A 26,799-nucleotide genomic window follows, 5' to 3' on the forward strand; every position below is an offset into this window, starting at 1 on the left:
TGAGGAGTAAGGTCCATGGCCGTACAACAGAATAAACCAACCCGTTCCAAACGTGGCATGCGTCGTTCCCATGACGCGCTGACCGCAGTCACCAGCCTGTCTGTAGACAAAACTTCTGGTGAGAAACACCTGCGTCACCACATCACTGCCGACGGTTTCTACCGCGGTCGCAAGGTTATCGCTAAGTAATCACGCGATACTCGCAGGATTTCCCGTTGCAGGCCATGGCGGGTTTGTACGTACCTGGGCACTCGGTTAACCCGATAACCAGAGGCGTCAATGCCCGGATTGTTGCGTCTGCAGCGTGAAAATTCGCGGGTGCCAGCGTGATGAAGCTTAGTGAGGACTCCCCGGGCAACTGGGGAATCACCGAACCGGGCAGCGACGATACCTTGACACGTCTAACCCTGGCGTTAGATGTCATGGGGGGCGATTTCGGCCCATCCGTGACAGTGCCTGCAGCACTGCAGGCACTGAACTCTAATTCGCAACTCACACTTCTTTTAGTCGGCGATCCCGACGCCATCACGCCATTACTCGCCAAAGCTGACTTCGAACAACGTTCGCGTCTGCAGATTATTCCTGCGCAGTCAGTTATTGCCAGTGATGCGCGACCCGCACAGGCTATCCGCAGCAGTCGCGGAAGCTCAATGCGCGTGGCGCTGGAGCTTGTGAAAGAAGGGCGGGCGGAAGCCTGCGTCAGCGCCGGCAACACCGGCGCGCTGATGGGCCTGGCGAAACTGCTGCTCAAACCGATTGAAGGTATTGAGCGGCCGGCGCTGGTGACGGTGCTGCCGCACCAGCAGAAGGGCAAAACCGTGGTGCTGGATCTCGGCGCCAACGTCGATTGCGACAGCACGATGCTGGTGCAGTTCGCGGTGATGGGGTCAGTGCTGGCGGAAGAGGTGGTTGGCATTGCCAATCCTCGCGTCGCCTTGCTGAACATCGGCGAAGAAGAGATGAAAGGCCTCAGCAGCATCCGCGATGCTGCCGCAGTGCTCAAAACGCTGCCTTCCCTCAACTACATCGGCTATCTTGAAGCCAATGAACTGTTGACCGGAAAAACCGATGTGCTGGTTTGTGATGGATTCACGGGCAACGTCACATTAAAAACCATGGAAGGTGTTGTCAGAATGTTCCTTTCACTGCTGAAATCTCAGGGAGAGGGCAAAAAACGGTCGTGGTGGCTGCTGTTACTAAAACGTTGGTTACAAAAAAGCCTGGCGAGGCGATTCAGTCACCTCAACCCCGACCAGTATAATGGCGCCTGTCTGTTAGGATTGCGCGGTTCCGTGATCAAGAGTCATGGTGCTGCCAATCAACGCGCCTTTAGCGTCGCGATAGAGCAGGCAGTGCAGGCGGTGCAGCGGCAAATTCCCCAACGGATCGCCGCGCGCCTGGAATCTTTATACCCAGCTGGTTTCGAGCTGCCGGAAAGCGACAGTGACGTGAACGCCCGACAGCAAAGCGGGACGAATGGACACCACTGACGCCGCGGCGGTTGAACGAGGCGGGTATATTACCCAAGAGTGACTGAGCGTACATGTATACGAAGATTATTGGTACCGGCAGCTATCTGCCCGAGCAAGTGCGTACAAACGCCGACCTGGAAAAAATGGTAGAGACCTCTGACGAGTGGATTGTCACCCGCACAGGTATCCGTGAGCGTCGTATTGCCGCAGCGCATGAAACAGTTGCTACGATGGGCTTTGAAGCCGCAAAGCAGGCGCTGGCGATGGCGGGCGTGTCCGCGGAGCAAATTGGTCTGATCATCGTTGCGACCACCTCCGGCACGCACGCGTTTCCGAGTTCGGCATGCCAGATTCAGTCTATGCTGGGCGTCAAGGGCTGCCCGGCGTTTGACGTCGCGGCCGCCTGCGCCGGTTTCACCTATGCGCTGAGCGTCGCCGATCAGTATGTCAAGAACGGCGCGGTGGACTATGCGCTGGTCGTCGGCGCTGATGTGCTGGCGCGCACCTGCGATCCGGCCGATCGCGGGACGATTATTATTTTCGGCGATGGCGCCGGGGCGGTGGTGCTGGGCGCCTCCGAAGAGCCTGGCATTATCTCGACGCATCTGCATGCTGACGGTAGCTATGGCGAACTGCTGACCCTGCCGAACGCCGATCGCGTCGATCCGGAAAATCCGATCTATCTGACGATGGCCGGTAATGAAGTCTTCAAAGTGGCGGTCACCGAGTTAGCGCACATCGTTGATGAGACGCTGGCCGCGAATAATCTCGAACGTTCAGCGCTGGACTGGCTGGTGCCGCACCAGGCAAACCTGCGGATCATCAGCGCGACGGCGAAGAAACTGGGCATGTCGATGGATAACGTCGTAGTGACCCTCGACCGCCATGGCAACACCTCCGCGGCGTCAGTCCCTTGCGCGCTGGATGAGGCCGTCCGCGATGGCCGCATTCAACGTGGGCAGCTGATTTTGCTGGAAGCCTTTGGTGGCGGTTTCACCTGGGGTTCCGCGCTGGTTCGTTTTTAGTATAAGGATTTAAACATGACGCAATTTGCTTTTGTGTTCCCGGGACAGGGCTCGCAGGCCGTAGGCATGCTGGCCGATATGGCGGCGACCTGGCCGGTCATTGAAGAGACCTTCGGTGAAGCTTCCGCAGCGTTGGGTTACGATCTGTGGGCGCTGACGCAACAGGGCCCGGCAGAAGAACTGAATAAGACCTGGCAGACCCAGCCAGCGCTGCTAACCGCCTCCGTGGCGCTGTACCGCGTCTGGCAGCAGCAGGGCGGCAAAGCGCCGGCGCTGCTGGCTGGCCACAGCCTCGGCGAATACTCCGCGCTGGTTTGCGCGGGCGTTATCGCTTTCGCTGATGCCGTTCGCCTGGTTGAACTGCGCGGCAAATTCATGCAGGAAGCTGTACCGGAAGGTACTGGCGCCATGTCAGCGATTATCGGTCTGGACGACGCGGCTATTGCCAAAGCCTGTGAAGAATCGGCCGAAGGGCAGGTCGTCTCTCCGGTGAACTACAATTCCCCGGGCCAGGTGGTTATCGCCGGCCACAAAGAGGCCGTTGAACGCGCAGGTGCCGCCTGTAAGGCCGCGGGCGCTAAACGGGCGCTGCCGTTGCCGGTGAGCGTGCCGTCTCACTGTGCGCTGATGAAGCCAGCTGCGGAGAAACTGGCGCTTGAGCTGCAGAAAATCACTTTCAACGCGCAGACGATCCCGGTGGTAAATAACGTCGACGTGAAGTGCGAAACCGCGCCGGACGCCATTCGCGACGCGCTGGTACGCCAGCTGTATAGTCCGGTTCAGTGGACTAAAACCGTTGAGTTTATGGCTGCTCAGGGCGTAACGCATCTGTATGAGGTTGGCCCGGGTAAAGTCCTCACCGGCCTGACCAAACGTATTGTTGACACCCTGACCGCTTCCGCGCTTAACGAGCCGGCGGCGATGTCTGCGGCGCTTGAGCAATAAAAGAGGAAAACCATGAGTTTTGAAGGAAAAATCGCGCTGGTTACCGGTGCAAGCCGCGGTATTGGCCGCGCCATCGCTGAAACGCTCGTCGCCCGCGGCGCGAAAGTTATCGGTACTGCGACCAGCGAAAGCGGCGCGCAGGCGATCAGCGACTATTTAGGCGCCAACGGTAAAGGTCTGATGTTGAATGTGACCGACCCGGCATCTATTGAATCTGTTCTGGAAAATGTGCGCGCAGAGTTTGGCGAAGTGGATATCCTGGTGAATAATGCCGGGATCACTCGCGACAACCTGTTAATGCGCATGAAAGATGACGAGTGGAACGATATCATCGAAACCAACCTGTCATCGGTTTTCCGTCTGTCAAAAGCGGTAATGCGCGCTATGATGAAAAAGCGTCATGGACGTATTATCACTATCGGTTCTGTGGTTGGTACCATGGGAAATGCGGGTCAGGCCAACTACGCTGCGGCGAAAGCGGGTCTGATCGGCTTCAGTAAATCACTGGCGCGTGAAGTTGCGTCCCGCGGTATTACTGTAAACGTTGTTGCTCCGGGCTTTATTGAAACGGACATGACGCGTGCGCTGACCGATGAGCAGCGTGCGGGTACGCTGGCGGCAGTTCCTGCGGGGCGCCTTGGCACCCCAAATGAAATCGCCAGCGCGGTTGCATTTTTAGCCTCTGACGAAGCAAGTTACATCACTGGTGAAACCCTGCACGTCAACGGCGGAATGTACATGGTCTGACCGAGATTTGTGCAAAACGTTCAGGAACCGCGCACTTCGCACGGTTCTCTGTGCGGTTTTGTGCGAAAAGATTTGCGTTCTTAGGGCAAACGGCCTCAAAATAGCGCAAAATCGTGGTAAGACCTGCCGGGATTTAGTTGCAAATTTTTCAACATTTTATACACTACGAAAACCATCGCGAAAGCGAGTTTTGATAGGAAATTTAAGAGTATGAGCACTATCGAAGAACGCGTTAAGAAAATTATCGGCGAGCAGCTGGGCGTTAAGCAGGAAGAAGTTACCAACAATGCTTCCTTCGTTGAAGACCTGGGCGCTGATTCTCTTGACACCGTTGAGCTGGTAATGGCTCTGGAAGAAGAGTTTGATACTGAGATTCCGGACGAAGAAGCTGAGAAAATCACCACCGTTCAGGCTGCCATTGATTACATCAACGGCCACCAGGCGTAAGTGAACATCTCCAGGCGGTCATTCGACCGCCTGAGTTTTATCTTTATTTGTCCCACAAGAATCTATTTTCCCTCCCTGGAGGACAAACGTGTCTAAGCGTCGTGTAGTTGTGACCGGACTGGGCATGTTGTCTCCTGTCGGCAATACCGTAGAGTCTACCTGGAAAGCTCTCCTTGCCGGTCAGAGTGGCATCAGCCTGATCGACCATTTCGATACTAGCGCCTATGCAACGAAATTTGCTGGCTTAGTAAAGGATTTTAACTGTGATGACATCATCTCGCGCAAAGAGCAGCGCAAGATGGATGCCTTCATTCAATATGGAATTGTCGCTGGCGTTCAGGCCATGCAGGATTCTGGCCTTGAAGTGACGGAAGAGAATGCTACCCGTATTGGTGCCGCAATCGGCTCTGGTATTGGCGGTCTCGGCTTGATCGAAGAAAACCACAGTTCGCTGGTCAACGGCGGACCGCGTAAGATCAGCCCATTCTTCGTTCCCTCCACAATTGTTAACATGGTGGCCGGCCATCTGACCATCATGTTTGGTCTGCGTGGACCAAGTATCTCCATCGCGACCGCCTGTACTTCAGGCGTGCACAACATCGGTCAGGCTGCGCGCATCATCGCCTATGGCGATGCCGATGCGATGGTGGCAGGCGGTGCGGAAAAAGCCAGTACCCCGCTTGGCGTGGGCGGCTTTGGCGCAGCGCGGGCGCTCTCCACGCGCAATGACAACCCGCAGGCGGCAAGCCGTCCGTGGGATAAAGATCGCGACGGCTTCGTGCTGGGCGACGGCGCGGGCATGGTGGTGCTGGAAGAGTACGAGCACGCAAAAAAACGCGGCGCGAAAATCTACGCCGAGATCGTCGGCTTCGGCATGAGCAGCGATGCTTACCATATGACATCACCGCCGGAAGATGGCGCGGGCGCCGCGCTGGCGATGGTGAATGCCATTCGCGATGCGGGCATCGAACCGGGCCAGATCGGCTACGTCAATGCCCACGGCACCTCGACGCCGGCTGGCGATAAAGCGGAAGCGCAGGCGGTTAAGTCTGTCTTCGGCGATGCGGCGAGCCGCGTACTGGTGAGCTCCACCAAATCCATGACCGGGCATCTGCTGGGCGCGGCAGGGGCGGTAGAGTCGATTTACTCTATCCTGGCGCTGCGCGATCAGGCGGTTCCGCCGACGATCAACCTCGACAACCCGGATGAGGGCTGCGACCTCGACTTCGTTCCGCACGAAGCGCGTCAGGTTTCCGGTATGGAGTACACCCTGTGCAACTCCTTCGGCTTTGGCGGCACTAACGGTTCGCTGATCTTCAAAAAAGTGTGACAGGGCATGCCCCGGTACTGCTTTAACAAAAGGCCCGATTGTCGGGCCTTTTTTATTCGGCTTTCTCCGCTTGTCCTCTGCTCCGTGTCCTGAGACACTCACCGACCAGTGAAAAGGAGTCCTTTATGTTCTTGATAAATGGCGTTGAACAGGACACGCTGGCGGCGAACGATCGCGCCGTCCAGTTTGGCGACGGTTGTTTTACCACTGCCCGTATACAGCATGGACAGGTTGCGTTACTGGACACCCATCTGCAGCGTTTGCAGACAACCTGCGAAAAATTACGCATCCCGTTTGACGACTGGCTGACGCTAAGCGACGAGATGCAGCGTCTGGCTCGACCGCACGCGCAGGGCGTGCTTAAGGTGACCCTTACCCGCGGCGTTGGGGGAAGGGGATACAGCACGGCGGGCTGTGCGTCGCCCACCCGTATTCTGAGCGTCTCTCCGCTTCCGGCGCACTACACGCGCTGGCGGGAGGAGGGCATTACCCTGACCCGGAGCCCGGTGACCCTGGGGCGCAACCCCTGGCTGGCTGGCCTGAAGCATCTTAATCGTCTGGAGCAGGTGCTGATTCGCTCTCATCTTGAACAGACGGACGCCGATGAGGCGCTGGTCCTTGACAGTGACGGGTGGCTTACGGAATGCTGTGCCGCGAATTTATTCTGGCGTCAGGGACGGGATGTATTTACTCCGCGACTCGATTATGCCGGGGTCAACGGCATAATGCGGCAGCGCTGTATCGCGCAGCTGGCACCATCGACGTTTCGCGTTGTCGAAGTGACAGCGCGTCCCGAGGCGTTGCGGGAGGCCGATGAAGTGCTGATCTGCAATGCGCTGATGCCGCTGGTGCCGGTTCGTCGCTGGGATGAGACCGTCTGGTCCTCGCGCGAGCTTTACCATTTTTTAGCCCCTTTGTGTGAGCTGTCTGGTTAGTATGAAGAAAATGTTACGTTTTATCCTGTTGCTGGTGGTGCTGTTGGGCATCGCCGCGGCGGCAGGAATGTGGAAGGTACGCCAGCTGGCGGACAGCAAGCTGCTGATTAAAGAAGAGACCATCTTTACCCTCGAAGCCGGCACCGGCCGGCTGGCGCTGGGGCAGGATCTCTATCGCGAGAAGGTGATCAATCGCCCGCGCGTGTTCCAGTGGCTGCTGCGGATGGAGCCTGAGCTGTCTCACTTCAAGGCCGGGACCTATCGCCTCACGCCGCAAATGACGGTGCGCGAGATGCTGCAGCTGCTGGCCAGTGGCAAAGAGGCGCAGTTTCCGCTGCGCTTTGTCGAAGGCATGCGCGTCAGCGACTACCTTCGTCAGCTGCGCGATGCTCCCTACGTGAAGCACACGCTTGAAGACGATAGCTACGCGACGGTGGCTAAGGCGTTAGGTCTTGACCATGCCGACTGGGTGGAAGGCTGGTTCTGGCCGGATACCTGGATGTACACCGCCAATACTAGCGACATCGCCATCCTCAAGCGCGCGCATCAGAAAATGGTCACTGAAGTGGCGAAGATTTGGGAAGGACGGATGGATAATCTGCCCTATGCCGATCAGAATCAGCTGTTGACCATGGCCTCGATTATTGAGAAAGAGACCGCGGTGGCGGAAGAGCGCGATCGCGTCGCGTCGGTATTTATCAACCGCCTGCGCATCGGCATGCGCTTACAGACCGACCCAACGGTGATCTACGGGATGGGCGAAGGGTATAATGGAAAGTTAACGCGTAAGGATCTGGAGACGCCGACCGCGTACAATACCTATACCATCAGCGGCCTGCCGCCAGGCCCTATCGCGGTGCCGGGCGAAGCGTCGCTTAAGGCGGCCGCCCATCCGGCGAAAACACCATACCTCTATTTTGTCGCCGACGGGAAAGGGGGCCATACGTTTACCACAAACCTGGTCAGCCATAACCGCGCGGTGCAGGACTATCTGAAAGTACTTAAGGAAAAAAATGCGCAGTAACTATATCGTCATCGAGGGGCTGGAGGGCGCCGGGAAGACCACCGCACGTCAACTGGTGGTGGAGACGCTGCAGTCGGCAGGTATTCACGATATGGTGTTTACCCGTGAGCCGGGGGGCACAATCCTTGCTGAAAAACTGCGTAGCCTGGTGCTGGATATCCAGTCCACGGGCGATGAAGTGATTAACGATAAAGCGGAAGTGCTGATGTTTTACGCGGCGCGCGTCCAGCTGGTGGAGACGGTGATTAAGCCTGCTCTGGCTCGCGGCCAGTGGGTGATCGGCGATCGTCACGATCTCTCCACCCAGGCCTATCAGGGCGGCGGCAGGGGCATTGACCGCACGATGCTGGCGACGCTGCGCGACGCCGTTCTCGGCGATTTTCGTCCCGATTTGACGCTGTACCTCGACGTTACGCCGGAAGTGGGGCTGCAGCGCGCCCGCGCCCGCGGCGAACTGGATCGCATTGAGCAGGAGTCGATGAACTTCTTCAATCGTACCCGCGCGCGCTACCTTGAGCTGGCTGCGGCAGATCCTTCTATCCGCACGGTGGACGCGACGCAGCCGCTGGATGCCGTCGCGCGCGATATTCGCGCCACGATCGCCCAGTGGATGGCGGAGCAACCGGCATGAAATGGTATCCGTGGCTGCGCCCCTCGTTCGAGCAACTGGTCGGTAGCTATCAGGCCGGACGTGGCCACCACGCCTTACTGTTACAGTCTCTGAGCGGGATGGGCGGCGAGGCGTTGATTTATGCGCTGTGCCGCTTCCTGATGTGCCGCCAGCCTGAAGGGCATAAAAGCTGCGGTCACTGCCACAGCTGCCAGCTGATGCAGGCCGGTACGCACCCCGATTACTATCCGCTGAGCCCTGAGAAAGGCAAGAGCGCGCTGGGTATTGACGCGGTGCGCGATGTCAACGACAAGCTCTATGAGCGCGCGCGCCTCGGTGGGGCGAAGGTGGTATGGATTAGCGATGCCGCCTTGCTGACCGATGCTGCCGCCAACGCGTTGCTGAAAACGCTGGAGGAGCCGCCGGAAAATACCTGGTTCTTCCTCGCCTGCGAGGAGCCGGCGCGTCTGCTGACCACCCTGCGCAGTCGCTGCCGCCTGCACCACCTGTCGCCGCCGACGGAATCTTATGCCCTGGCCTGGCTGGAGCGTGAGGTGAACCTGCCGCAGGAGGCGCTGCTGACCGCGTTACGTCTGTGCGCCAGCGCGCCGGCCGCCGCGCTCGAACTGCTTAAAGAGCCGCAGTGGACGGCGCGACAGCAGCTGTGTCAGGCGCTGGCGACCACTTTGGCGAGCGGTGACTGGCTGGCGCTGCTGCCGATACTCAATCATGAACAGGCGGCGGTTCGCCTGCACTGGCTGGCATCGCTGCTGGTCGATGCGCAAAAACGACAGCAGGGAATTGCCCTGGTGAGCAACCCGGATGTCTGGCCGCTGCTGGAGCAGCTGGCGCACAGTCTGCCCGCCTCTCGGCTGCAGACGATTGCCCATGACGTCTGTACCTGCCGCGAGCAATTGCTGAACGTCGTCGGCGTCAACCGCGAACTGCTGCTTACCGAGCGCCTGCTGCGCTGGGAACATTACCTGCAACCCGGGACGGTTTTACCCGTCTCCCACCTCTGAGTGAGACATTATGTTTTTAGTCGACTCCCACTGCCATCTTGATGGTCTGGATTATCAAACCCTGCACAAAAACGTCGATGACGTACTGGCAAAAGCGGCCGCACGCGATGTGAAATTTTGCCTGGCGGTCGCCACGACGCTGCCTGGCTACCGCAGTATGCGCGAGCTGGTAGGAAGGCGTGACAACGTCGTCTTCTCCTGCGGCGTGCACCCGTTAAACCAGGATGAGCCCTACGAGGTGGAGACGCTGCGCACGCTGGCGGCGGAAGAGGGCGTCGTCGCGATGGGAGAGACCGGACTGGACTATTTTTATACCCCGGAAACCAAAGTCCAGCAGCAAACTTCGTTCCGTGACCATATCCGCATCGGCCGGGAGCTGAACAAGCCCGTGATCGTGCATACCCGCGACGCTCGCGCCGATACCCTGGCCATTTTACGCGAAGAAAAGGTGACGGATTGCGGAGGCGTACTACACTGTTTCACTGAGGACAGGGAGACGGCGGGTAAGCTGCTCGACATGGGGTTCTATATCTCGTTTTCCGGTATCGTCACTTTCCGTAACGCCGAGCAGCTGCGCGATGCGGCGCGCTATGTTCCGCTGGATCGTCTGCTGGTGGAGACCGATTCGCCATACCTGGCGCCGGTACCCCATCGCGGCAAAGAGAACCAGCCGGCGCTGGTGCGTGACGTTGCTGAATACATGGCGGTACTGAAGGGTGTGTCGCTGGAGCAACTGGCTCAGCAGACCACCGACAATTTTGCCACGCTGTTCCACATTGACCCCGCCCGCTTGCAACCTGCTTGATCTGCTTATTATTTTAAGGCTCGTAATTAATAGCCAAAGCGAGTAAAGTTCACCGCCACAAAAGTGGCGGTGAAGGTTTTTTGGCAACATCTGGATACAACTTATGTAAGCTGATGTAAATTTTTACCGGAAGGCTGATTGAAACGTGATAGCCGTCAAACAATCATCCCGTTAATTATTTTACTCTGTGTAATAAATAAAGGGCGCTTAGATGTCCTGTCCACGGCGCGGTTCTCCCCCCGGGCCAATGCGTGAAAACGTAAAAAAGTACCAAATACTCAGGAGCACTCTCAATTATGTTTAAGAATGCATTTGCTAACCTGCAGAAGGTCGGTAAATCGCTGATGCTGCCGGTATCCGTACTGCCTATCGCAGGTATCCTGCTGGGCGTCGGTTCCGCAAACTTCAGCTGGCTGCCAGCCGTGGTCTCCCACGTTATGGCAGAAGCAGGCGGTTCAGTTTTCGCCAACATGCCGCTGATCTTCGCTATCGGTGTGGCCCTCGGCTTCACCAATAACGACGGTGTATCCGCACTGGCTGCAGTGGTAGCTTACGGCATCATGGTGAAAACCATGGCGGTGGTTGCGCCGCTGGTGCTGCATTTACCTGCTGACGAGATTGCGGCAAAACACCTGGCTGATACCGGCGTGCTTGGCGGTATTATCTCCGGTGCTATCGCCGCGTACATGTTTAACCGCTTCTATCGCATTAAGCTGCCAGAATATCTCGGCTTCTTTGCGGGCAAGCGCTTTGTACCGATTATCTCTGGTCTGGCCGCTATCTTCACCGGCGTGATCCTCTCCTTCATTTGGCCGCCGATCGGTTCCGCGATCCAGACCTTCTCCCAGTGGGCTGCTTATCAGAACCCGGTGGTGGCGTTTGGTATCTACGGTTTCATCGAGCGTTGCCTGGTGCCGTTTGGTCTGCACCACATCTGGAACGTTCCTTTCCAGATGCAGATCGGCGAATACACCAACGCGGCTGGTCAGGTATTCCACGGCGATATCCCGCGCTACATGGCAGGCGACCCGACCGCGGGCAAACTGTCTGGCGGCTTCCTGTTCAAAATGTACGGTCTGCCGGCAGCGGCTATCGCGATTTGGCACTCTGCTAAACCGGAAAACCGCGCCAAAGTGGGCGGTATCATGATCTCCGCCGCGCTGACCTCGTTCCTGACCGGTATCACCGAGCCGATCGAGTTCTCGTTCATGTTCGTGGCGCCGATCCTGTACGTTATCCATGCCATCCTGGCGGGTCTGGCGTTCCCGATCTGTATCCTGCTGGGTATGCGTGACGGTACTTCATTCTCTCACGGCCTGATCGACTTTATCGTGCTGTCCGGTAACAGCAGCAAGCTGTGGCTGTTCCCGATCGTCGGTATCTGCTATGCGATCGTGTACTACGTCATTTTCCGCGTGCTGATTAAAGCCCTGGATCTGAAAACACCGGGTCGTGAAGATACCACCGAAGAGAGCAAAGCTGGTGCAACCAGCGAGATGGCTCCGGCTCTGATCGCCGCTTTCGGCGGTAAAGAGAACATCACCAACCTCGACGCATGTATTACTCGTCTGCGTGTTAGCGTGGCGGATGTAGCGAAAGTTGACCAGGCTGGCCTGAAAAAACTGGGCGCCGCTGGCGTGGTAGTGGCAGGTTCTGGCGTACAGGCCATCTTCGGTACCAAGTCCGATAACCTGAAAACTGAAATGGATGAGTACATCCGTAACAGTTAAGACGTAGTATCGGGGAGACTAAGGCAGCCAACTGGCTGCCTTTTTTACGTGACAAGATCGGCCTTCCAGAGGCGATAACCCTGCTAACTGTCCGCCAAATGCTTATTCCCTCAGCAGCTAAGTCTATAGTTGAATAAGAAAAAGAGCTTTCAGGTTGAAAGAGAGGGAGGATGTCGCTCATACTCTTACCGGAACCTGTGCGTCTGCGTTTATCTGCAGAAGCAGGCCAGCGTACGGGATAAAACTAATAAGGAATCAGTCATGGCAGAAGAAACGATTTTCAGCAAAATCATTCGCCGGGAGATCCCGTCGGATATTGTTTATCAGGATGAGCTTGTGACCGCTTTTCGCGACATCTCCCCGCAGGCGCCCACCCACATTCTGATTGTCCCGAACGTTCTGATTCCTACCGTAAATGACGTCACCACCGAACATGAACTGGCCCTGGGCCGGATGATGACCGTCGCGGCGAAGATTGCCCGCGATGAAGGCCTCGCCGACGATGGCTACCGGTTGATCGTCAACTGCAACCGCCACGGCGGCCAGGAAGTTTACCATATCCATATGCATCTGCTGGGCGGTCGTCCGCTGGGTCCGATGCTGGCGCACAAAGGCTAACGCCATGCTAAGGACCCTTTTGGGCGCGTGTCTGGCGGCGGGGCTGCTGGCCGGATGTAGTTCACACCCGGAGATCCCGGTTTCTGACCAGCAGGCGCTGGTGATGGAGTCGAGCGTGCTGGCCGCCGGGATCAGCGCCAGCGAGCCTGTCGTCGTGGCGACGGAGATCCAGGCCACCGCCTCCTCTACGCTGTATAACGAGCGCCAACAGCCGGTCACCGTGCATTATCGTTTTTTCTGGTATGACGCCCGAGGGCTGGAGATGCACCCCCTGGAGGCGCCGCGCACCATCGTAGTCCCGGCTCGCTCCTCGGTGACGTTGTATGGCAGCGCCAATATCCTGGGGGCGCATAAGGCCCGCCTTTATCTTTATCTGTAAGGGGTAATTATAATGATGAAAATGTGTCGCTATGCGTTAATCACAGCACTGGCGATATTCCTCGCAGGCTGTGCGGGGCTGCGTGAGCAGCCCGCGCCGGTAGAAGAGGCCAAACCGCAGCCGCAGCAGCCTGCGCAGCCACAGCCCACGGTGCCGACGGTACCGGCGGTGCCCTCCGTCCCGTCGCAGCCAGGACCGATTGAGCATCAGGATCAGCAGTCGGGTCAGCCGGCGCCGCGCGTGCGTCATTATGACTGGAACGGCGCGGTGCAGCCGATGGTGGGACAGATGCTGCAGGCGGGCGGGGTCAATGCCGGCAGTATTCTGCTGGTTGACAGCGTGAACAACCGCACCAACGGTTCGCTGAATGCCGGAGAAGCCACCACCGCGTTACGTAACGCGCTGGCGGGCAACGGCAAATTTACCCTTGTTTCACCGCAGCAGCTGGCGGTCGCCAAGCAGCAGCTGGGCCTGTCGCCGCAGGACAGCCTCGGCAGCCGCAGCAAAGCCATGGGCATCGCCCGCAACGTGGGCGCGCAGTATGTGCTTTATTCCAATGCCACTGGCAACGTCAACGCGCCCGAGCTGAAGATGCAGTTGATGCTGGTGCAAACCGGCGAGATTATCTGGTCAGGTAAAGGTGCGGTTCAGCAACAATAAGCTAACGCGCGACGAGCTCTTGTCGCGCTTCTTTCCCCACTATCATCCTGTCGCCTCGCTGAGCCAGACCGGCCTCAGCGGCGGCAGTGTGATTATCAGCGATGGCGACCAGCGACGAGTGCTGCGTCAGCCGCACGACCCGTCTGCCGCTGCCTGTTATTTTCGCCGTCAGTATCGTGCGCTGCGCCGGCTGCCTGCCAGGCTGGCGCCCAATCCTCTGTTTTACTCGCCCTGCTGGATGGTGGTGGAGTATTGCGCGGGTGAGGTGAAAAGCGAGTTACCTGACTGCCCGCAACTGTCTGGCTTATTGTATGATTTGCATCAGCAACCGCGGTTCGGCTGGCGTGTTAGTCTCGGGCCGCTGCTGGCGCAGTACTGGCAGAGGAGCGATCCGGCCCGGCGCACGCCGCGCTGGCTACGTTGGTATCAGCGGCTGTGCCGCCGGGGCGAGCCTCGTCCTCTGCGGCTGGCGCCGCTGCATATGGACGTCCATGCCGGCAATATTATCCACAGCGACGCCGGACTGAAGCTGATCGACTGGGAATATGCCGGCGATGGCGATATCGCGCTGGAGCTGGCCGCCGTGTGGATCGCCCCGGACGAGCGCCGCCAGCTGGTGGCGGCATATGCCCGACGGGCGGCTATCGACGCGCAGCAGCTATGGCGGCAGGTGGCGCGCTGGCGTCCGTGGGTACTGCTGCTCATGGCGGGCTGGTATGAAATGCGCTGGCGGCAGAGCGGGGATCGGCAATTTATCATGCTGGCAGATGAAACATGGTGTCAGTTAGACAACGAACGCAAAGGATAAGAGAGGTCAGTGTGGGCCCAGTGATGTTGGATGTTGAAGGGTATGAACTGGATGCGGAAGAGCGAGAGATTCTGGCGCATCCATTGGTGGGAGGGTTGATCCTCTTCACCCGAAATTATCACGATCCGGCGCAGCTGCGCGAGCTGGTGCGCCAGATCCGCGAAGCCTCCCGTAACCATCTGGTGGTGGCGGTCGATCAGGAAGGGGGACGCGTTCAGCGTTTCCGCGAAGGCTTTACCCGTTTACCGGCGGCCCAGTCTTTCGCTGCGCTGCTGGGGATGGAAGAGGGGGGCAAACTGGCCGCCGAGGCCGGCTGGCTGATGGCCAGCGAAATGATCGCCATGGACATCGATATCAGCTTTGCGCCGGTGCTGGACATCGGCCATATCAGTGCCGCAATCGGCGAACGTTCTTATCATGAAGATCCGCAGAAAGCGCTGACGATGGCGCGTCACGTCATTGACGGCATGCACGCCGCGGGCATGAAAACCACCGGCAAACACTTCCCGGGACACGGGGCGGTGACTGCCGATTCGCACAAAGAAACCCCCTTCGATCCGCGTCCGGCATCGGTTATCCGCGACCACGATATGGCGGTATTCAAAAGCCTTATCGCCGAGCAGCGTCTGGATGCCATTATGCCGGCGCATGTGATTTACCCGGAGCTCGACCCGCGTCCGGCGAGCGGTTCGGCCTATTGGCTGAAAACGGTGCTGCGCGGCGAGCTGGGCTTCGATGGGGTGATTTTCTCCGACGATCTGTCGATGGAAGGGGCGGCGATCATGGGCAGCTATGCCGAACGCGGCCAGGCATCGCTCGACGCCGGTTGCGATATGATACTCGTCTGCAATAATCGTAAGGGCGCGGTCAGTGTGCTGGATAACCTGTCGCCGATCAAAGCAGAGCGTGTTACGAAATTGTATCATAAAGGTTCCTTTTCCCGTCAGGAGTTAAGGGATTCAGCCCGTTGGAAAACGGTGAGTGCCCAGCTGGAGCAGCTTCATGCGCGCTGGCAAGAGGCGAAGTCCGCGTAACGCTCTGCGGGGCGTTGTTGTCTGGTGAGGATGCGATGATTATCTATTTACACGGTTTTGACTCGAACAGCCCCGGTAACCACGAGAAGGTGATGCAGTTGCAGTTTATTGACCCTGACGTGCGGTTGATAAGCTACAGCACGCGCCATCCCAAGCACGACATGCAGCATCTGCTGAAAGAGGTTGATAAAATGCTGCAGCTTACCGCCGATGACCGGCCGCTGATCTGCGGCGTTGGACTCGGCGGTTACTGGGCGGAGCGGATTGGTTTCCTGTGCGATATCCGTCAGGCGGTGTTCAATCCGAACCTGTTTCCGCATGAGAATATGGAAGGCAAAATCGACCGACCGGAAGAGTATGCTGACATCGCCACCAAATGCGTGACCAACTTCCGCGAAAAGAACCGCGATCGCTGCCTGGTGGTGCTTTCCCGACAGGACGAAGCGTTGGACAGCCAGCGTTCCGCCGACCTTCTGCACCACTATTATGAAATTATCTGGGATGAAGAGCAGACCCATAAGTTTAAAAACATTTCGCCGCACCTGCAGCGGCTGAAAGCGTTTAAAACCCTCGGTTAAGCCTTTTCCCCTGTCTCCAAACCCGCGCCGGGTTCACCGCGCGGGTTTTTTCATGTCTACACTTATTGGTTTCGTTGAAAAAATACGCGACAAAACTTGATGCACATCAATTTTGGTATGACCAATGCACCGTTCATGGTATTCTCGACAGTGCTGAATGGTTTCATTGACGTAACTTGTTGTTAAATAAAGGCTATTTTAATAACTTTTATTTAACAATTGGTTAATAATTTTAGGGGTACACATGACTACGCCATTGAAAAAAATCGTAATTGTGGGTGGCGGCGCAGGCGGACTGGAACTGGCAACTCAGCTGGGGAAAAAGTTAGGGCGCCATAAGAAAGCGAAAATCACCCTGGTGGACCGTAACCACAGCCATCTGTGGAAGCCGCTGCTGCACGAAGTGGCCACCGGTTCTCTGGATGAAGGTGTCGATGCGCTGAGCTATCTGGCCCATGCCCGCAACCACGGCTTCCAGTTCCAGCTGGGGTCGGTGGTCGATATCAATCGCGAAGGGAAGACCATCACCCTCGGCGAGCTGCGCAATGAAAAAGGCGAGCTGCTGGTGGCTGAGCGTAAACTGCCGTACGACACGCTGGTGATGGCGCTGGGCAGTACCTCGAATGACTTCAACACCCCTGGCGTTAAAGAGAATTGTATTTTCCTCGACAACCCGCACCAGGCGCGTCGTTTCCATCAGGAAATGCTCAACCTGTTCCTTAAATACTCCGCGAACCTCGGCGCTAACGGTAAAGTAAACATTGCCATCGTCGGCGGCGGCGCCACCGGCGTGGAACTCTCCGCTGAGTTGCATAATGCCGTGAAACAGCTGCACAGCTACGGCTACAAAGGGCTGACCAACGAAGCGCTGAACGTTACGCTGGTCGAAGCGGGCGAACGCATTCTGCCGGCGCTGCCGCCGCGCATTTCCGGGGCGGCGCATAATGAGCTGACCAAGCTGGGTGTACGGGTGCTGACGCAGACCATGGTCACCAGCGCCGATGCGGGCGGCCTGCACACCAAAGATGGCGAATATATTGAAGCGGATCTGATGGTCTGGGCGGCCGGGATCAAAGCGCCAGATTTCATGAAAGAGATCGGCGGCCTGGAAACCAACCGTATCAATCAGCTGGTGGTTGAGCCGACGTTGCAGACCACCCGCGACGCGGATATTTTCGCCATTGGCGACTGCGCCTCCTGCGCCCGTCCGGAAGGCGGCTTTGTGCCACCGCGTGCACAGGCGGCGCACCAGATGGCCACCTGCGCGCTGAATAACATCCTCGCGCAGATGAAAGGCAAACCGCTGAAGGCGTACACCTATAAAGACCATGGCTCGCTGGTATCGCTATCCAACTACTCCACCGTCGGCAGCCTGATGGGCAACCTGATGCGCGGCTCGATGATGGTGGAAGGGCGCATTGCGCGCTTTGTGTACATCTCCCTGTACCGTATGCACCAGATCGCCCTGCACGGCTATTTCAAAACCGGCCTGATGATGCTGGTTGGGCGCATCAACCGCATCATTCGCCCGCGCCTCAAGCTGCATTAATCGCTGTTGCGACCCGGAGCGCGCCCTGGCGGCGCCTCCGGGCTCTTCTGCTGAACCGGCGGCAATCCCGCTCGGAATCCTCTGAATCCCTTTGATTTGCAGCGAATTCTCGCACTTTTCATCCGCTATCTTATTTGCGCCTTCCCGGGTCCGGTTGCAAAATTGTATCAACAGCAACAAAGGAGGATCTCCCGTGAATAAATCTATGTTGGCGGGTATAGGGATAGGCGTGGCTGCCGCGCTGGGCGTTGCAGCTGTCGCTGGTCTCAACGTGTTAGATCGCGGCCCGCAGTATGCGCAAGTGGTCTCCAGTACACCGATTAAAGAAACCGTGAAAACCCCGCGCCAGGAATGCCGCAATGTCACCGTGACCCATCGTCGTCCGGTACAGGATGAAAACCGCATCGCCGGTTCCGTGCTGGGCGCGGTGGCGGGCGGGGTGATTGGCCACCAGTTCGGCGGCGGTCACGGACGCAGCGTGGCGACGGTGGTGGGCGCGCTGGGCGGCGGCTATGCCGGTAACCAGATCCAGGGCGCGATGCAGGACAACGACACCTACACCACCACGCAACAGCGCTGCAAAACGGTGTATGACAAATCCGACAAAATGCTGGGTTACGATGTGACCTATAAGATAGGCGATCAGCAGGGGAAAATCCGGATGGATCACGATCCTGGCAGCCAGATCCCGCTGGACAACAACGGCCAGCTGGTCCTGAACAACAAAATCTAAAAACAGATTTGTGTATTGATTAGCCCCTCAATCGCTCAGGCTGAGGGGCTTTTTTTATCAGAAGGTTAACGCGTAATTCAGACCGAAGGTGCGGCCGCGGCCCTTGTATTCATACAGCGACGAGCTGCAGTAGGTTGGGCTGTAGAGCAGCGGCGCGCGCTGGCCCCAGATGGTGATATAGTCTTCGTTAAGCAGGTTTTCGATACTGAAGGTCAGTTTTCCCACCGGCAGCGCGTAACTGCCGATAAAATCGACGGTGTTATAGCCTTCCAGCTTGTTGCCGGCGGCGTCGCTGAGGTCAAACACCTGCTGGCTCTGCACGCGCAGGCTCCACGGATCCGGCGCCCAGCCCACCCAGGCGGTGGCTTTGGACGGCGAGGCGAGGGTGACGTCCCACTTCTGCCAGCGGCCATCGGTCTGCACCTGTGATTTCAGCACGTTGAAGTTGCCGCCGACGCTCCAGTCGCTGTCCGGAATAAAGTAATCGACCGCACCCTCAACGCCGTAAATACGCCGTTTGTCGGACTGAACATCGATGGTCATATCGGTACGGTTGACGACGATGGTCTTATCCGAAGTCGAGTAATACGCCGCCAGCTGAGTGCGCAGGTTATCGCCGGTATAGCGCCAGCCCAGCTCATACGAGTTAACCTTGATCCCCTGCAGCGGCGAGTCATCGACGTTGACGCTGGAGAGCAGCGGCAGATGACCATTGACCGCCGCGCCGTATTTCCCGATGCCATAGTATTTACCCGGATCCGGCAGCTCAACGCCCTGCGAGAAGTTAAACCAGGTCTGCTGACGCTCGGTCAGATGGGCCACGATCCCGGCGTTAAACAGGAAGTTGTCATAATCGGTTTTGCCGCCTTTGATGGCGTCGGCGGAGCGCGCTTTGCCGTTCGCGATATCCTGTTGCTGGGCGTAGCCGACAAAGTCGTCAACCCGGTTTTCGGTCCACTGGTAGCGAACCCCGCCGCTGAGGGTAAAGATATCGTTCAGATCATAGCTCGACTGCAGGAACGGCGCGACGTTGGAGATACTGTATCCCGGATAGCGACCGGTGGTGTAGATCGATTCGTTGTGCAGCCCGCCGGACGCCAGCGATTGTTGCAGATCGAAGAACATCTGGTTGGCATTGAAGGTCTCATGATCGGCGTCGAGACCCCAGGTGAGATCCCATCCCGCCAGCGGCTGGCTGTTGAGAGTCAGCTTTGCCCCGTACTGATCGGTATCCTGCTGCGACGAGGAGAAGCTGCTGACCTGACCTTTGCTGAGCGTCGGGAATGGATAGAAGGTGAGGGACTCATCGCGATAGTACACCTGGCTCACCAGATTCTGGCCGAAGAAATCGGCATCGGAGTACTGGAGGCTGATCAGATGGCGCTCGGTGCCGGGGATACGATCGGAATTGAGCCCATCGGTGGTGTACGCTTTGCCGCCGCTGGTGACCGCGGACATATTTTTCCCGAGCCACAGGCCATAGTCATCATCGCCCTGGCTTTTATAGTACTGGGTGACCAGCTGCAGCTGGCGGTTGTCGTCGATCTCGATCGTCCCCGTCCCCATGACGTCCAGACGATCAGAGTGCTGGAGCCCCGTTTGGGTGTTATCGAGGATCAGCGCATCGTTATTGCCGTCGTACCAACCGCCGAAACGCTGATAGGCTACCGATAAACGCCCGGACGCGTGGTCTGTCCCGCCGCTGACCGCCGCCGCGACACGCTCATCATGATCGTTGCTGTTTGCAAACCCGCTCTTGCTGCCCACCTCAAGATCGACCTGGCGATCCTGCTGCCCTTTTTTGGTGACGATGTTGATAAGTCCGCCGGTACTGCCGCCGCCGTACAGCGAGGTTGCCCCGGAGATCACTTCGACATGCTCGATGTTGAACGGGTCGATGGCGTCGAGCTGGCGGCTGTCGGTGCGTGAAGAGTTGAGCCGGACGCCGTCAATCAGCACGACGATGGCGCGCCCGCGCATGTTCATCCCATAGTTGGTGCGCCCCTGGCTGCTGACGTCGATGCCCGGGATCAGCTGCGCCAGCACGTCTTTGAACTCTTTTCCGCCCTGGACCTGCTGCTCAATTTCCTGGCCCTCAATGACCCAGGTGGTTTGGGCCATTTCGGCTACGGTGCGATGGGTGCGGTTCGCGCTAACGATGATGCTGTCTTCTTCAGACTGAGCCGCCAGCGCAGGCAGAGCGCTGGCCAGCAGCAGAGGGTGGAGCACCCAGAGGCGCTTTTTCATATCCATTCCTTTTATGAGCAAGTTGTTTTGTCGTTGTTATGGGCCGGCGTCGGGCCGGTATTCGTTACAATGCGAAACATCTGGAAAAACTCAAAAAAGGATTTTGCACATAATGAATATCGCAATCAATATCATTTGCGTTTATCTTGCGCGAGAAAAGGTAATAAAAATCAATCTATTTTGTGGGGATAAAGCGAAACGGCTGGCGGTTCCGGCGGTTGAACACCGCCGGAAGCGGGGCGCATCAGGACTCGAGGACCAGCGGCCAGAGACGGAGGGTGGTGTCAGTGATTTGCATCAGTTTGTCAAAATCGGCGCCTTCCCGTGCGCTGATGGACATCCCCTGCAGGACACAGTTGAGAAACTGCGCCAGCTGCCCCACGTCGCGGCCCGCGGGCAGTTCGCCCTGCGCTTGCCGCTGCTGCAGAAACTGGGTTAGCGCCTGCTCCTGCATCGCATGGCGGGATTTGATGGTATTGGCGATATCCGTCGAGGAGGCGGCCAGCGCGGCGGAGGTATTGATGATAAAGCAGCCGGCCGGTGTCTCTTTGCTGGTAAAACAGGTGGCGACCGCGGTGAAGTAGTCGCGCAACGCCCGATCGACGGATTTTCCCTCAGCAAACAGCACGGCTTCGTGCTTCGCGGCAAAGCGCGAAATGTAACGGTCCAATACTGCGCGGAACAGTCCTTCTTTATTCACAAATTCCGCATACAGGGTGGGGGCTTTTGCTCCTGTCGCCTCGACCAGATCGGCGAGCGAGGTCGCCTCATAGCCGTGCTGCCAGAAGAGTGTCATGGCTTTGTCCAGCGCCGCATCCCTGTCGAACACCTTCGGTCGGCCACGGCTTTTTTTGGCGCAACTCTGAACGTCAGTTGTCATGATGCCGTTGTACCTATGTTGGTTTGGTGAATCGTCATTATAAAAATAAACGATCGCCGGGGCCAGCGCTGTTGGTTCAAAAATAAATAATTCATATGCGTATGAAAATTAAGCATTTTATAAATAGTTAAACGATCGTTATAAAAATGCGTTGACGTGTGACTTAGATCACATTAATATTTACCTATCGATCGTTAAGTTAATGCTTACGACCCTACTATAAAATTCATCTGCATAGGTATAATAATCATGAAAACCGTTAATACTCTGGCTATTGCCGCCGTTCTTAGCTCCCTCTCTTTCGCCAGCTTTGCCGCTGTTGAGGTGCAGTCCACCCCAGCCGGCCAGCATAAAGTGGGTACTATCTCAGCTTCCGCAGGGACTAACCTGGGTTCGCTGGAAGACCAGCTGGCGCAGAAAGCGGATGAGATGGGCGCCACCTCATACCGTATTACTTCGGTAACCGGTCCGAATACCCTTCACGGTACCGCGGTTATCTACAAGTAAACCCGATGCGTCGCTGCCCGGCCCCCTTCACCGGTCAGCGATGAGTAAAACCCTGTTGTACCCCTGTTTGACCCTTGCCAACAAAAAACCCGCCTTCAGGCGGGTTTTTTGTTTTCTGCGGTGTGAGGTTACAGCGACTGCGGGCCGGGGTCCGCATGACGGGTGACGTCAATGGGCATGCCCGAGCGGTAATTCATCGCGCGCTCCATCACTGTTCCGTCGGTCTGCGGCGCCTGTTTGAACGCCTTCATGGCCGCGTTAAGCGTAATAGGCAGGGTCTGCGGGTCGTCATCGATATGCTCAGACAGCGGCTGATGGACCTCAACCAGACGGCGACCGTCCGGCTCTACCGACGCCTTGATCGGCGTGTTGATAATATTCACCTTCGTGCCCGGCGAGATGGCGTTGTACAGCGCCTTGATATCGTTGTCGCGCAGACGAATACAGCCGGAGCTGACGCGCATACCAATGCCGAAATCGGCATTGGTGCCGTGCAGGAGATAGACTCCGCCATAGGCGGCGAGGCGGATGGCGTGATGTCCCATCGGGTTGTCAGGACCGGCAGGCACCACCGCCGGCAGCTCAATCCCCATCGCTTTGTAGCGCGCGCGAATGTTGGCGGTTGGCGTCCAGGTCGGATTGGCCCGCTTGTCGGACACGGTGGTAACCATTGTCGGTGTGATGGTGGTTCCGCCCAGCTGGCCGATGCCTATCGGGTAGACGGTCACTTCATTCTTGCCCGGCGGGTAATAGTAGAGGCGCAGTTCGGCAAGGTTAATCACCAGCCCTTCGCGCGGCGCATCGGGCAGCAGCGTCTGCAGGGGGATGGTCAGCACGCTGCCGGCGCGCGGAACGTAGGGGTCCACCCCGGGATTGGCCTGCAGCAGGGCCAGGAAGCCGACATTGTACTTTTTGGCAATCGCCTCCAGCGAACCGCCGTTATCCTGCACCACATGGAACTGATTCTGCCCCACCAGTCGGCTGCCCGGCGGGGGAAGGGGCCAGGTGTTAGCGCGCGCGGGCAGCGCCAGCGCAGCAACCAGCGCGACCAGCGCCAGCATCAAGGGGAAACGGATTCTCATTACCATAACTCCAAAATATATAAGTGGTTATTTTTATATGAAAAAGGAGATGAGATTATGGCGTGAGTCTGTGTGGGGAAATCCAGGCGGATTGCAAAATGTTTGTAAAGATTGCCAGATATGTGGAAAGGGGGATACGGCGTAACGGCCATATCCCCCCGCGATCAGGCGACGGCGTTCTCTTCCAGCTGGCGGATGAACTGGCGAACCCAGTCCATCCGCGTCTTACGCTCCTCGAGATCCTGCATGAACTTCAGGCGCGTCGGCCCGTCCAGGCGGAAGTGCTGCGGCTGCTTCTGCAGCAGGCCAATTAACCACACCGGATTGACGTTGTTTTTCTCGTTAAATTCGATCACTCCGCCTTTTTCGTTACTTTCCAGTTTACGGATCCCCAGCTTCTGCGCCTGCTGACGCAGACGGGCGATATCCAGCAGGTTGCGGGCGGCGTCGGGCAGGCGGCCAAAACGATCGATCAGCTCGACTTTGATCTCCTCCAGATCCTGTTCGTTTTTGGCGCTGGCAATGCGCTTATAGAACGACAGGCGGGTATTGACGTCGGGGATGAAATCGTCAGGCAGCAGGGAAGGCATGCGCAGTTCGACTTCCGTCTGCTGGCTGGTGAGATCCTCCAGCGACGGCTCGCGCCCGGCTTTCAGCGCATCCACCGCATTCTCCAGCAGCTCCATATACAGGGAGAAGCCGATGGTCTCCATCTGACCGCTCTGATCTTCGCCCAGCAGTTCCCCGGCGCCGCGGATCTCCAGATCGTGGGTAGCTAGCGCAAAGCCGGCACCGAGATCTTCCAGCGAGGCAATGGCTTCAAGGCGCTTTTGCGCATCGGTGGTCATCGCCTTTGGATGTGGCGTCAGCAGCCAGGCATAGGCCTGGTGATGGGAGCGGCCAACGCGGCCGCGCAGCTGGTGCAGCTGGGCGAGGCCAAAATGGTCGGCGCGTTCGATGATGATGGTGTTGGCGGTGGGAATGTCGATCCCGGTTTCGATGATGGTGGTGCACACCAGCACATTGAAGCGCTGGTGATGGAAGTCATTCATCACCCGCTCCAGCTCACGCTCCCGCATCTGACCGTGGCCGATGGCGATCCGCGCTTCAGGCACCAGCTCCGCCAGTTTGTCGGCGGCTTTCTGGATGTTCTCGACGTCATTAAACAGGTAGTAAACCTGGCCGCCGCGCAGCGTTTCACGCAGGATCGCCTCGCGCACCACCAGCGCATCGTATTCGCGAACGAAGGTCTTTACCGCCAGGCGGCGCGCCGGCGGCGTGGCGATGATCGACAGATCCCGCATCCCGCTCATCGCCATGTTCAGCGTTCGCGGGATCGGCGTGGCGGTGAGGGTCAGGATATCGACATCGGCGCGCATCGCTTTGATACGCTCTTTATGCCGCACGCCAAACCGGTGCTCTTCGTCGACGATCAGCAGCCCCAGATCGCGGAGCTTCACCTCGCTCTGCAGCAGCTTGTGGGTGCCGATCAAGATATCGATTTTGCCTTCCGCGGCCTGCTCGAGGATCTGCGCCTGCTCCTTAGCGCTGCGGAAACGGGAGAGCATTTCGATGCGTACCGGCCAGTTGGCGAAACGATCGCGGAAGTTGTCATAGTGCTGCTGAGCCAGCAGGGTGGTCGGCACCAGTACCGCCACCTGTTTGTGGTTCTCCACAGCGAGGAAGGCGGCGCGCATGGCCACTTCGGTCTTGCCGAAGCCCACATCGCCACACACCAGGCGGTCCATGGCCAGCGGCTGGCACATATCGCTGAGGACGGCGTTGATCGCCTGCGCCTGATCCGGCGTGGTTTCAAACGGGAAACCGTCGCAGAACAGCTGATACTGTTCGCGGTCGTGTTTAAAGGCAAAACCGGCTTTCGCTGCGCGCTGGGCGTAGATATCCAGCAATTCGGCCGCGACGTCGCGTACCTTCTCGGCCGCTTTTTGCCGCGCCCGGGTCCAGGCATCGCCGCCCAGCTTGTGCAGGGGCGCGTTCTCTTCCGCTCCGCCGGCGTAGCGGCTAATAAGATGCAGGGAGGAGACCGGAACGTATAATTTGGCATCGTTAGCGTAGGTCAGCATCAGGTATTCGCCGGTGATGCCGCCCGCCTCCAGGGTGGTCATGCCCGCATAGCGTCCCACGCCGTGTTCCAGGTGAACGACCGGCTGGCCGATATGCAGTTCGGCAAGGTTGCGAATGAGTGTGTCAGGGTTAATGGTGCGACGGGAATCCTGACGACGGCGCGCGACGCGCTCGCCGAGCAGGTCGCTCTCGCAAATCAGCGCCAGGCCGCGCTGGCTGTCGATAAACCCGTGCTCGGCGGCGCCAATCATCAGATAGCGCCCGTTGCCGGTGGCTTCCTCCAGGCGCAGCAGGTGTTTTGGCGCAACTTTAATCCGCGCCAGCATTTCGCTCAGCGCTTCACGGCGACCCTCGCTTTCCACCGAGAAGATCACCGGGCCGGTAAACGCTTCGAGGAAGCGGCGCAGATTATCCAGCGGCGCTTTGTTTTGCGCCTGGACGGCGAGGTCCGGCAGCGTCTGGTAGCCCAGATTGGTATTTGCCGCTTTTTCCGCCAGGCGCTCGGTTTTCAGCTGTACGCGCGGCCACTTTTTCAGTTCGCTAAACAGCTCATCGCTGCGCAGCCACAGCAGTTCCGGCGGCAGGAGCGGGCGCATCGGATCGACGCCGCGGTTTTCAAAACGGGCGCGGGCTTCATTCTGGAAACGCTCCGCGCTGGTCTCGAGATCGCCGGTGTTGACGATCAGCGTGCTGGACGGGAAATAGCTGAATAACGGCGGCAGCGGCTCGCTGAAGAACAGCGGCTGCCAGTATTCGATACCTGCAGGCAGCGTCCCTTTACTGACCTGCTGATAGATATGCTCGGCATCGCGTTTCACTTCAAAGCGGTCGCGCCACTGGCTGCGGAACAGCTCGATGGCGGTCTGGTCGGTGGGGAATTCGTGCGCCGGGAGCAGGTTAATGGCCGCCACTTCCTCCAGCGTGCGCTGGCTGTCGACGTCGAACAGGCGCAGGCTATCGATTTCATCGTCAAAGAAATCGAGGCGGTAGGGCTGGTCGCTGCCCATCGGGAACAGATCGAGCAGCGCGCCGCGGGTAGCATATTCGCCATGCTCCATCACCTGATCGACATGGCGGTAGCCGGCCCCCTCAAGCTGATCGCGCAGCGCATCGCGCGACAGGCGCTGACCCTTTTTCATCACCAGCGCGTGGCCGTGAAGGAAGCTGTGCGGACAGACGCGCTGCATCAGCGTGCTGACCGGGACGATCAGCACGCCGCGCTGCATGGTGGGTAACTGGTAAAGGGTGGCAAGACGGGAGGAGATGATGTCCTGATGCGGTGAGAAGCTGTCATAAGGGAGCGTCTCCCAGTCCGCCAGCCCCATCACCATGCTGTCGGTGAACTGCCTGATCTCGTCGTTCAGACGCAGCGCGTTTTGCATGTCAGGCGCCACCAGCACCACCGGGCCCTTGTGGCGTTCGGCCATCTCCGCCACCAGGGTGGCGCAGGCTGCGCCGGTCAACTCGCCAAGCTGGCGCTGGTCACCGGCTTTCACCGGCAATGAGTATCGATATTGTTCAGGCATAGACGGTTTCATGGTCTCTTA

The 26,799-nt window shown here is 58.2% G+C and carries 28 protein-coding genes; 23 read left to right on the forward strand and 5 right to left on the reverse strand.

Translation table 11 applies throughout. From position 1 onward, the window contains the following. Positions 1-15: 15 nt before the first annotated feature. The 21 genes from rpmF (at position 16) to ACQUTP_RS12810 (ending at position 18,451) form a co-directional block, all read left to right on the forward strand. Positions 16-189 (forward strand): 50S ribosomal protein L32, encoded by a 174-nt coding sequence (rpmF, locus tag ACQUTP_RS12710; RefSeq protein WP_000290724.1) that lies wholly within the window; start codon positions 16-18, stop codon positions 187-189. Positions 190-392: 203 nt separating this feature from the next. Further along, positions 393-1,490, forward strand: a complete 1,098-nt coding sequence (gene plsX / locus ACQUTP_RS12715) for a phosphate acyltransferase PlsX (RefSeq protein WP_202821001.1) — start codon at positions 393-395, stop codon at positions 1,488-1,490. Positions 1,491-1,543: 53 nt separating this feature from the next. After that, positions 1,544-2,497: a beta-ketoacyl-ACP synthase III gene (locus ACQUTP_RS12720; protein WP_002899288.1), complete on the forward strand. Its 954-nt coding sequence runs from the start codon at positions 1,544-1,546 to the stop codon at positions 2,495-2,497. Positions 2,498-2,512: 15 nt separating this feature from the next. Beyond that, complete coding sequence (fabD, locus tag ACQUTP_RS12725) at positions 2,513-3,442, forward strand: ACP S-malonyltransferase (protein ID WP_080847018.1); 930 nt, start codon at positions 2,513-2,515, stop codon at positions 3,440-3,442. 12 nt (positions 3,443-3,454) lie between these two features. Continuing rightward, positions 3,455-4,189 carry a 3-oxoacyl-ACP reductase FabG gene (fabG, locus tag ACQUTP_RS12730; protein WP_002899294.1) on the forward strand — a complete coding sequence of 245 codons (735 nt, stop codon included), beginning with the start codon at positions 3,455-3,457 and terminating at the stop codon, positions 4,187-4,189. Between the two features lie 210 nt (positions 4,190-4,399). Next, positions 4,400-4,636 carry an acyl carrier protein gene (gene acpP, locus ACQUTP_RS12735; RefSeq protein WP_000103754.1) on the forward strand — a complete coding sequence of 79 codons (237 nt, stop codon included), beginning with the start codon at positions 4,400-4,402 and terminating at the stop codon, positions 4,634-4,636. Between the two features lie 88 nt (positions 4,637-4,724). Next, positions 4,725-5,966: a beta-ketoacyl-ACP synthase II gene (fabF, locus tag ACQUTP_RS12740; RefSeq protein ID WP_002900666.1), complete on the forward strand. Its 1,242-nt coding sequence runs from the start codon at positions 4,725-4,727 to the stop codon at positions 5,964-5,966. 125 nt (positions 5,967-6,091) lie between these two features. Then, entirely contained in the window at positions 6,092-6,901 is an 810-nt protein-coding gene (gene pabC, locus ACQUTP_RS12745) for an aminodeoxychorismate lyase (RefSeq protein ID WP_032455825.1), read from the forward strand. Between the two features lies 1 nt (position 6,902). After that, the gene (yceG, locus tag ACQUTP_RS12750) at positions 6,903-7,925 is read left to right on the forward strand and encodes a cell division protein YceG (RefSeq protein WP_004204565.1); all 1,023 of its coding nucleotides are present in this window, start codon (positions 6,903-6,905) and stop codon (positions 7,923-7,925) included. Then, positions 7,915-8,556 carry a dTMP kinase gene (gene tmk, locus ACQUTP_RS12755; protein ID WP_004204566.1) on the forward strand — a complete coding sequence of 214 codons (642 nt, stop codon included), beginning with the start codon at positions 7,915-7,917 and terminating at the stop codon, positions 8,554-8,556. The genes yceG and tmk overlap by 11 nt, the downstream gene beginning before the upstream one ends. After that, a complete protein-coding gene (gene holB, locus ACQUTP_RS12760) occupies positions 8,553-9,557 on the forward strand; it encodes a DNA polymerase III subunit delta' (protein WP_080847016.1) in 1,005 nt (334 codons plus the stop codon). The genes tmk and holB overlap by 4 nt, the downstream gene beginning before the upstream one ends. Positions 9,558-9,567: 10 nt before the next feature. Next, on the forward strand, positions 9,568-10,362 hold the full coding sequence (locus tag ACQUTP_RS12765; protein ID WP_004204569.1) for a metal-dependent hydrolase: 795 nt from the start codon (positions 9,568-9,570) through the stop codon (positions 10,360-10,362). Between the two features lie 296 nt (positions 10,363-10,658). Continuing rightward, positions 10,659-12,092, forward strand: a complete 1,434-nt coding sequence (gene ptsG / locus ACQUTP_RS12770; protein WP_004204570.1) for a PTS glucose transporter subunit IIBC — start codon at positions 10,659-10,661, stop codon at positions 12,090-12,092. A gap of 261 nt (positions 12,093-12,353) precedes the next feature. Beyond that, the gene (hinT, locus tag ACQUTP_RS12775; protein ID WP_004204571.1) at positions 12,354-12,710 is read left to right on the forward strand and encodes a purine nucleoside phosphoramidase; all 357 of its coding nucleotides are present in this window, start codon (positions 12,354-12,356) and stop codon (positions 12,708-12,710) included. A gap of 4 nt (positions 12,711-12,714) precedes the next feature. Continuing rightward, complete coding sequence (locus tag ACQUTP_RS12780; protein ID WP_004204572.1) at positions 12,715-13,089, forward strand: YcfL family protein; 375 nt, start codon at positions 12,715-12,717, stop codon at positions 13,087-13,089. 21 nt (positions 13,090-13,110) lie between these two features. Continuing rightward, complete coding sequence (gene lpoB, locus ACQUTP_RS12785) at positions 13,111-13,749, forward strand: penicillin-binding protein activator LpoB (protein WP_072096711.1); 639 nt, start codon at positions 13,111-13,113, stop codon at positions 13,747-13,749. Further along, positions 13,730-14,557, forward strand: coding sequence for a thiamine kinase (gene thiK, locus ACQUTP_RS12790; protein ID WP_032455826.1), 828 nt, complete (start codon positions 13,730-13,732; stop codon positions 14,555-14,557). The genes lpoB and thiK overlap by 20 nt, the downstream gene beginning before the upstream one ends. A gap of 23 nt (positions 14,558-14,580) precedes the next feature. Further along, complete coding sequence (nagZ, locus tag ACQUTP_RS12795) at positions 14,581-15,591, forward strand: beta-N-acetylhexosaminidase (protein WP_169735269.1); 1,011 nt, start codon at positions 14,581-14,583, stop codon at positions 15,589-15,591. 35 nt (positions 15,592-15,626) lie between these two features. After that, complete coding sequence (gene ycfP / locus ACQUTP_RS12800; RefSeq protein WP_002900775.1) at positions 15,627-16,169, forward strand: alpha/beta hydrolase YcfP; 543 nt, start codon at positions 15,627-15,629, stop codon at positions 16,167-16,169. 244 nt (positions 16,170-16,413) lie between these two features. After that, entirely contained in the window at positions 16,414-17,718 is a 1,305-nt protein-coding gene (locus ACQUTP_RS12805) for an NAD(P)/FAD-dependent oxidoreductase (RefSeq protein WP_008805997.1), read from the forward strand. A 193-nt stretch (positions 17,719-17,911) separates the two neighbouring features. Further along, positions 17,912-18,451 carry a glycine zipper 2TM domain-containing protein gene (locus ACQUTP_RS12810; protein ID WP_002900781.1) on the forward strand — a complete coding sequence of 180 codons (540 nt, stop codon included), beginning with the start codon at positions 17,912-17,914 and terminating at the stop codon, positions 18,449-18,451. A 57-nt stretch (positions 18,452-18,508) separates the two neighbouring features. On the opposite strand, the gene ACQUTP_RS12815 is transcribed toward ACQUTP_RS12810, so the two are convergent. Beyond that, the gene (locus tag ACQUTP_RS12815; RefSeq protein WP_428902463.1) at positions 18,509-20,698 is read right to left on the reverse strand and encodes a TonB-dependent siderophore receptor; all 2,190 of its coding nucleotides are present in this window, start codon (positions 20,696-20,698) and stop codon (positions 18,509-18,511) included. A gap of 69 nt (positions 20,699-20,767) precedes the next feature. Here ACQUTP_RS12815 and ACQUTP_RS12820 point away from each other — a divergent pair, with 69 nt between their 5' ends. After that, positions 20,768-20,890: a hypothetical protein gene (locus tag ACQUTP_RS12820; protein ID WP_004140642.1), complete on the forward strand. Its 123-nt coding sequence runs from the start codon at positions 20,768-20,770 to the stop codon at positions 20,888-20,890. Between the two features lie 52 nt (positions 20,891-20,942). Here the strand turns inward: ACQUTP_RS12820 and ACQUTP_RS12825 are convergent, their stop codons facing one another. After that, complete coding sequence (locus tag ACQUTP_RS12825; RefSeq protein ID WP_004204579.1) at positions 20,943-21,578, reverse strand: TetR/AcrR family transcriptional regulator; 636 nt, start codon at positions 21,576-21,578, stop codon at positions 20,943-20,945. After that, the gene (locus ACQUTP_RS12830) at positions 21,575-21,694 is read right to left on the reverse strand and encodes a hypothetical protein (RefSeq protein ID WP_048294479.1); all 120 of its coding nucleotides are present in this window, start codon (positions 21,692-21,694) and stop codon (positions 21,575-21,577) included. The genes ACQUTP_RS12825 and ACQUTP_RS12830 overlap by 4 nt, the downstream gene beginning before the upstream one ends. Before the next feature lie 133 nt (positions 21,695-21,827). Between ACQUTP_RS12830 and bhsA the strand changes: the two genes are divergently transcribed. Next, positions 21,828-22,085 (forward strand): multiple stress resistance protein BhsA, encoded by a 258-nt coding sequence (gene bhsA / locus ACQUTP_RS12835; protein ID WP_002900788.1) that lies wholly within the window; start codon positions 21,828-21,830, stop codon positions 22,083-22,085. A 128-nt stretch (positions 22,086-22,213) separates the two neighbouring features. Here bhsA and ldtC read toward each other — a convergent pair whose 3' ends face one another. Together ldtC and mfd are read right to left on the reverse strand one after the other, a co-directional pair. Next, positions 22,214-23,167, reverse strand: a complete 954-nt coding sequence (gene ldtC / locus ACQUTP_RS12840; RefSeq protein WP_017898955.1) for a L,D-transpeptidase LdtC — start codon at positions 23,165-23,167, stop codon at positions 22,214-22,216. Positions 23,168-23,331: 164 nt separating this feature from the next. Then, a complete protein-coding gene (mfd, locus tag ACQUTP_RS12845; RefSeq protein ID WP_285756226.1) occupies positions 23,332-26,778 on the reverse strand; it encodes a transcription-repair coupling factor in 3,447 nt (1,148 codons plus the stop codon). Positions 26,779-26,799: the final 21 nt, after the last annotated feature.

The organism is Klebsiella sp. 2-CIP_Kleb. (genome assembly GCF_050378715.1).
In the GTDB taxonomy this organism is placed as follows: domain Bacteria; phylum Pseudomonadota; class Gammaproteobacteria; order Enterobacterales; family Enterobacteriaceae; genus Klebsiella; species Klebsiella quasipneumoniae.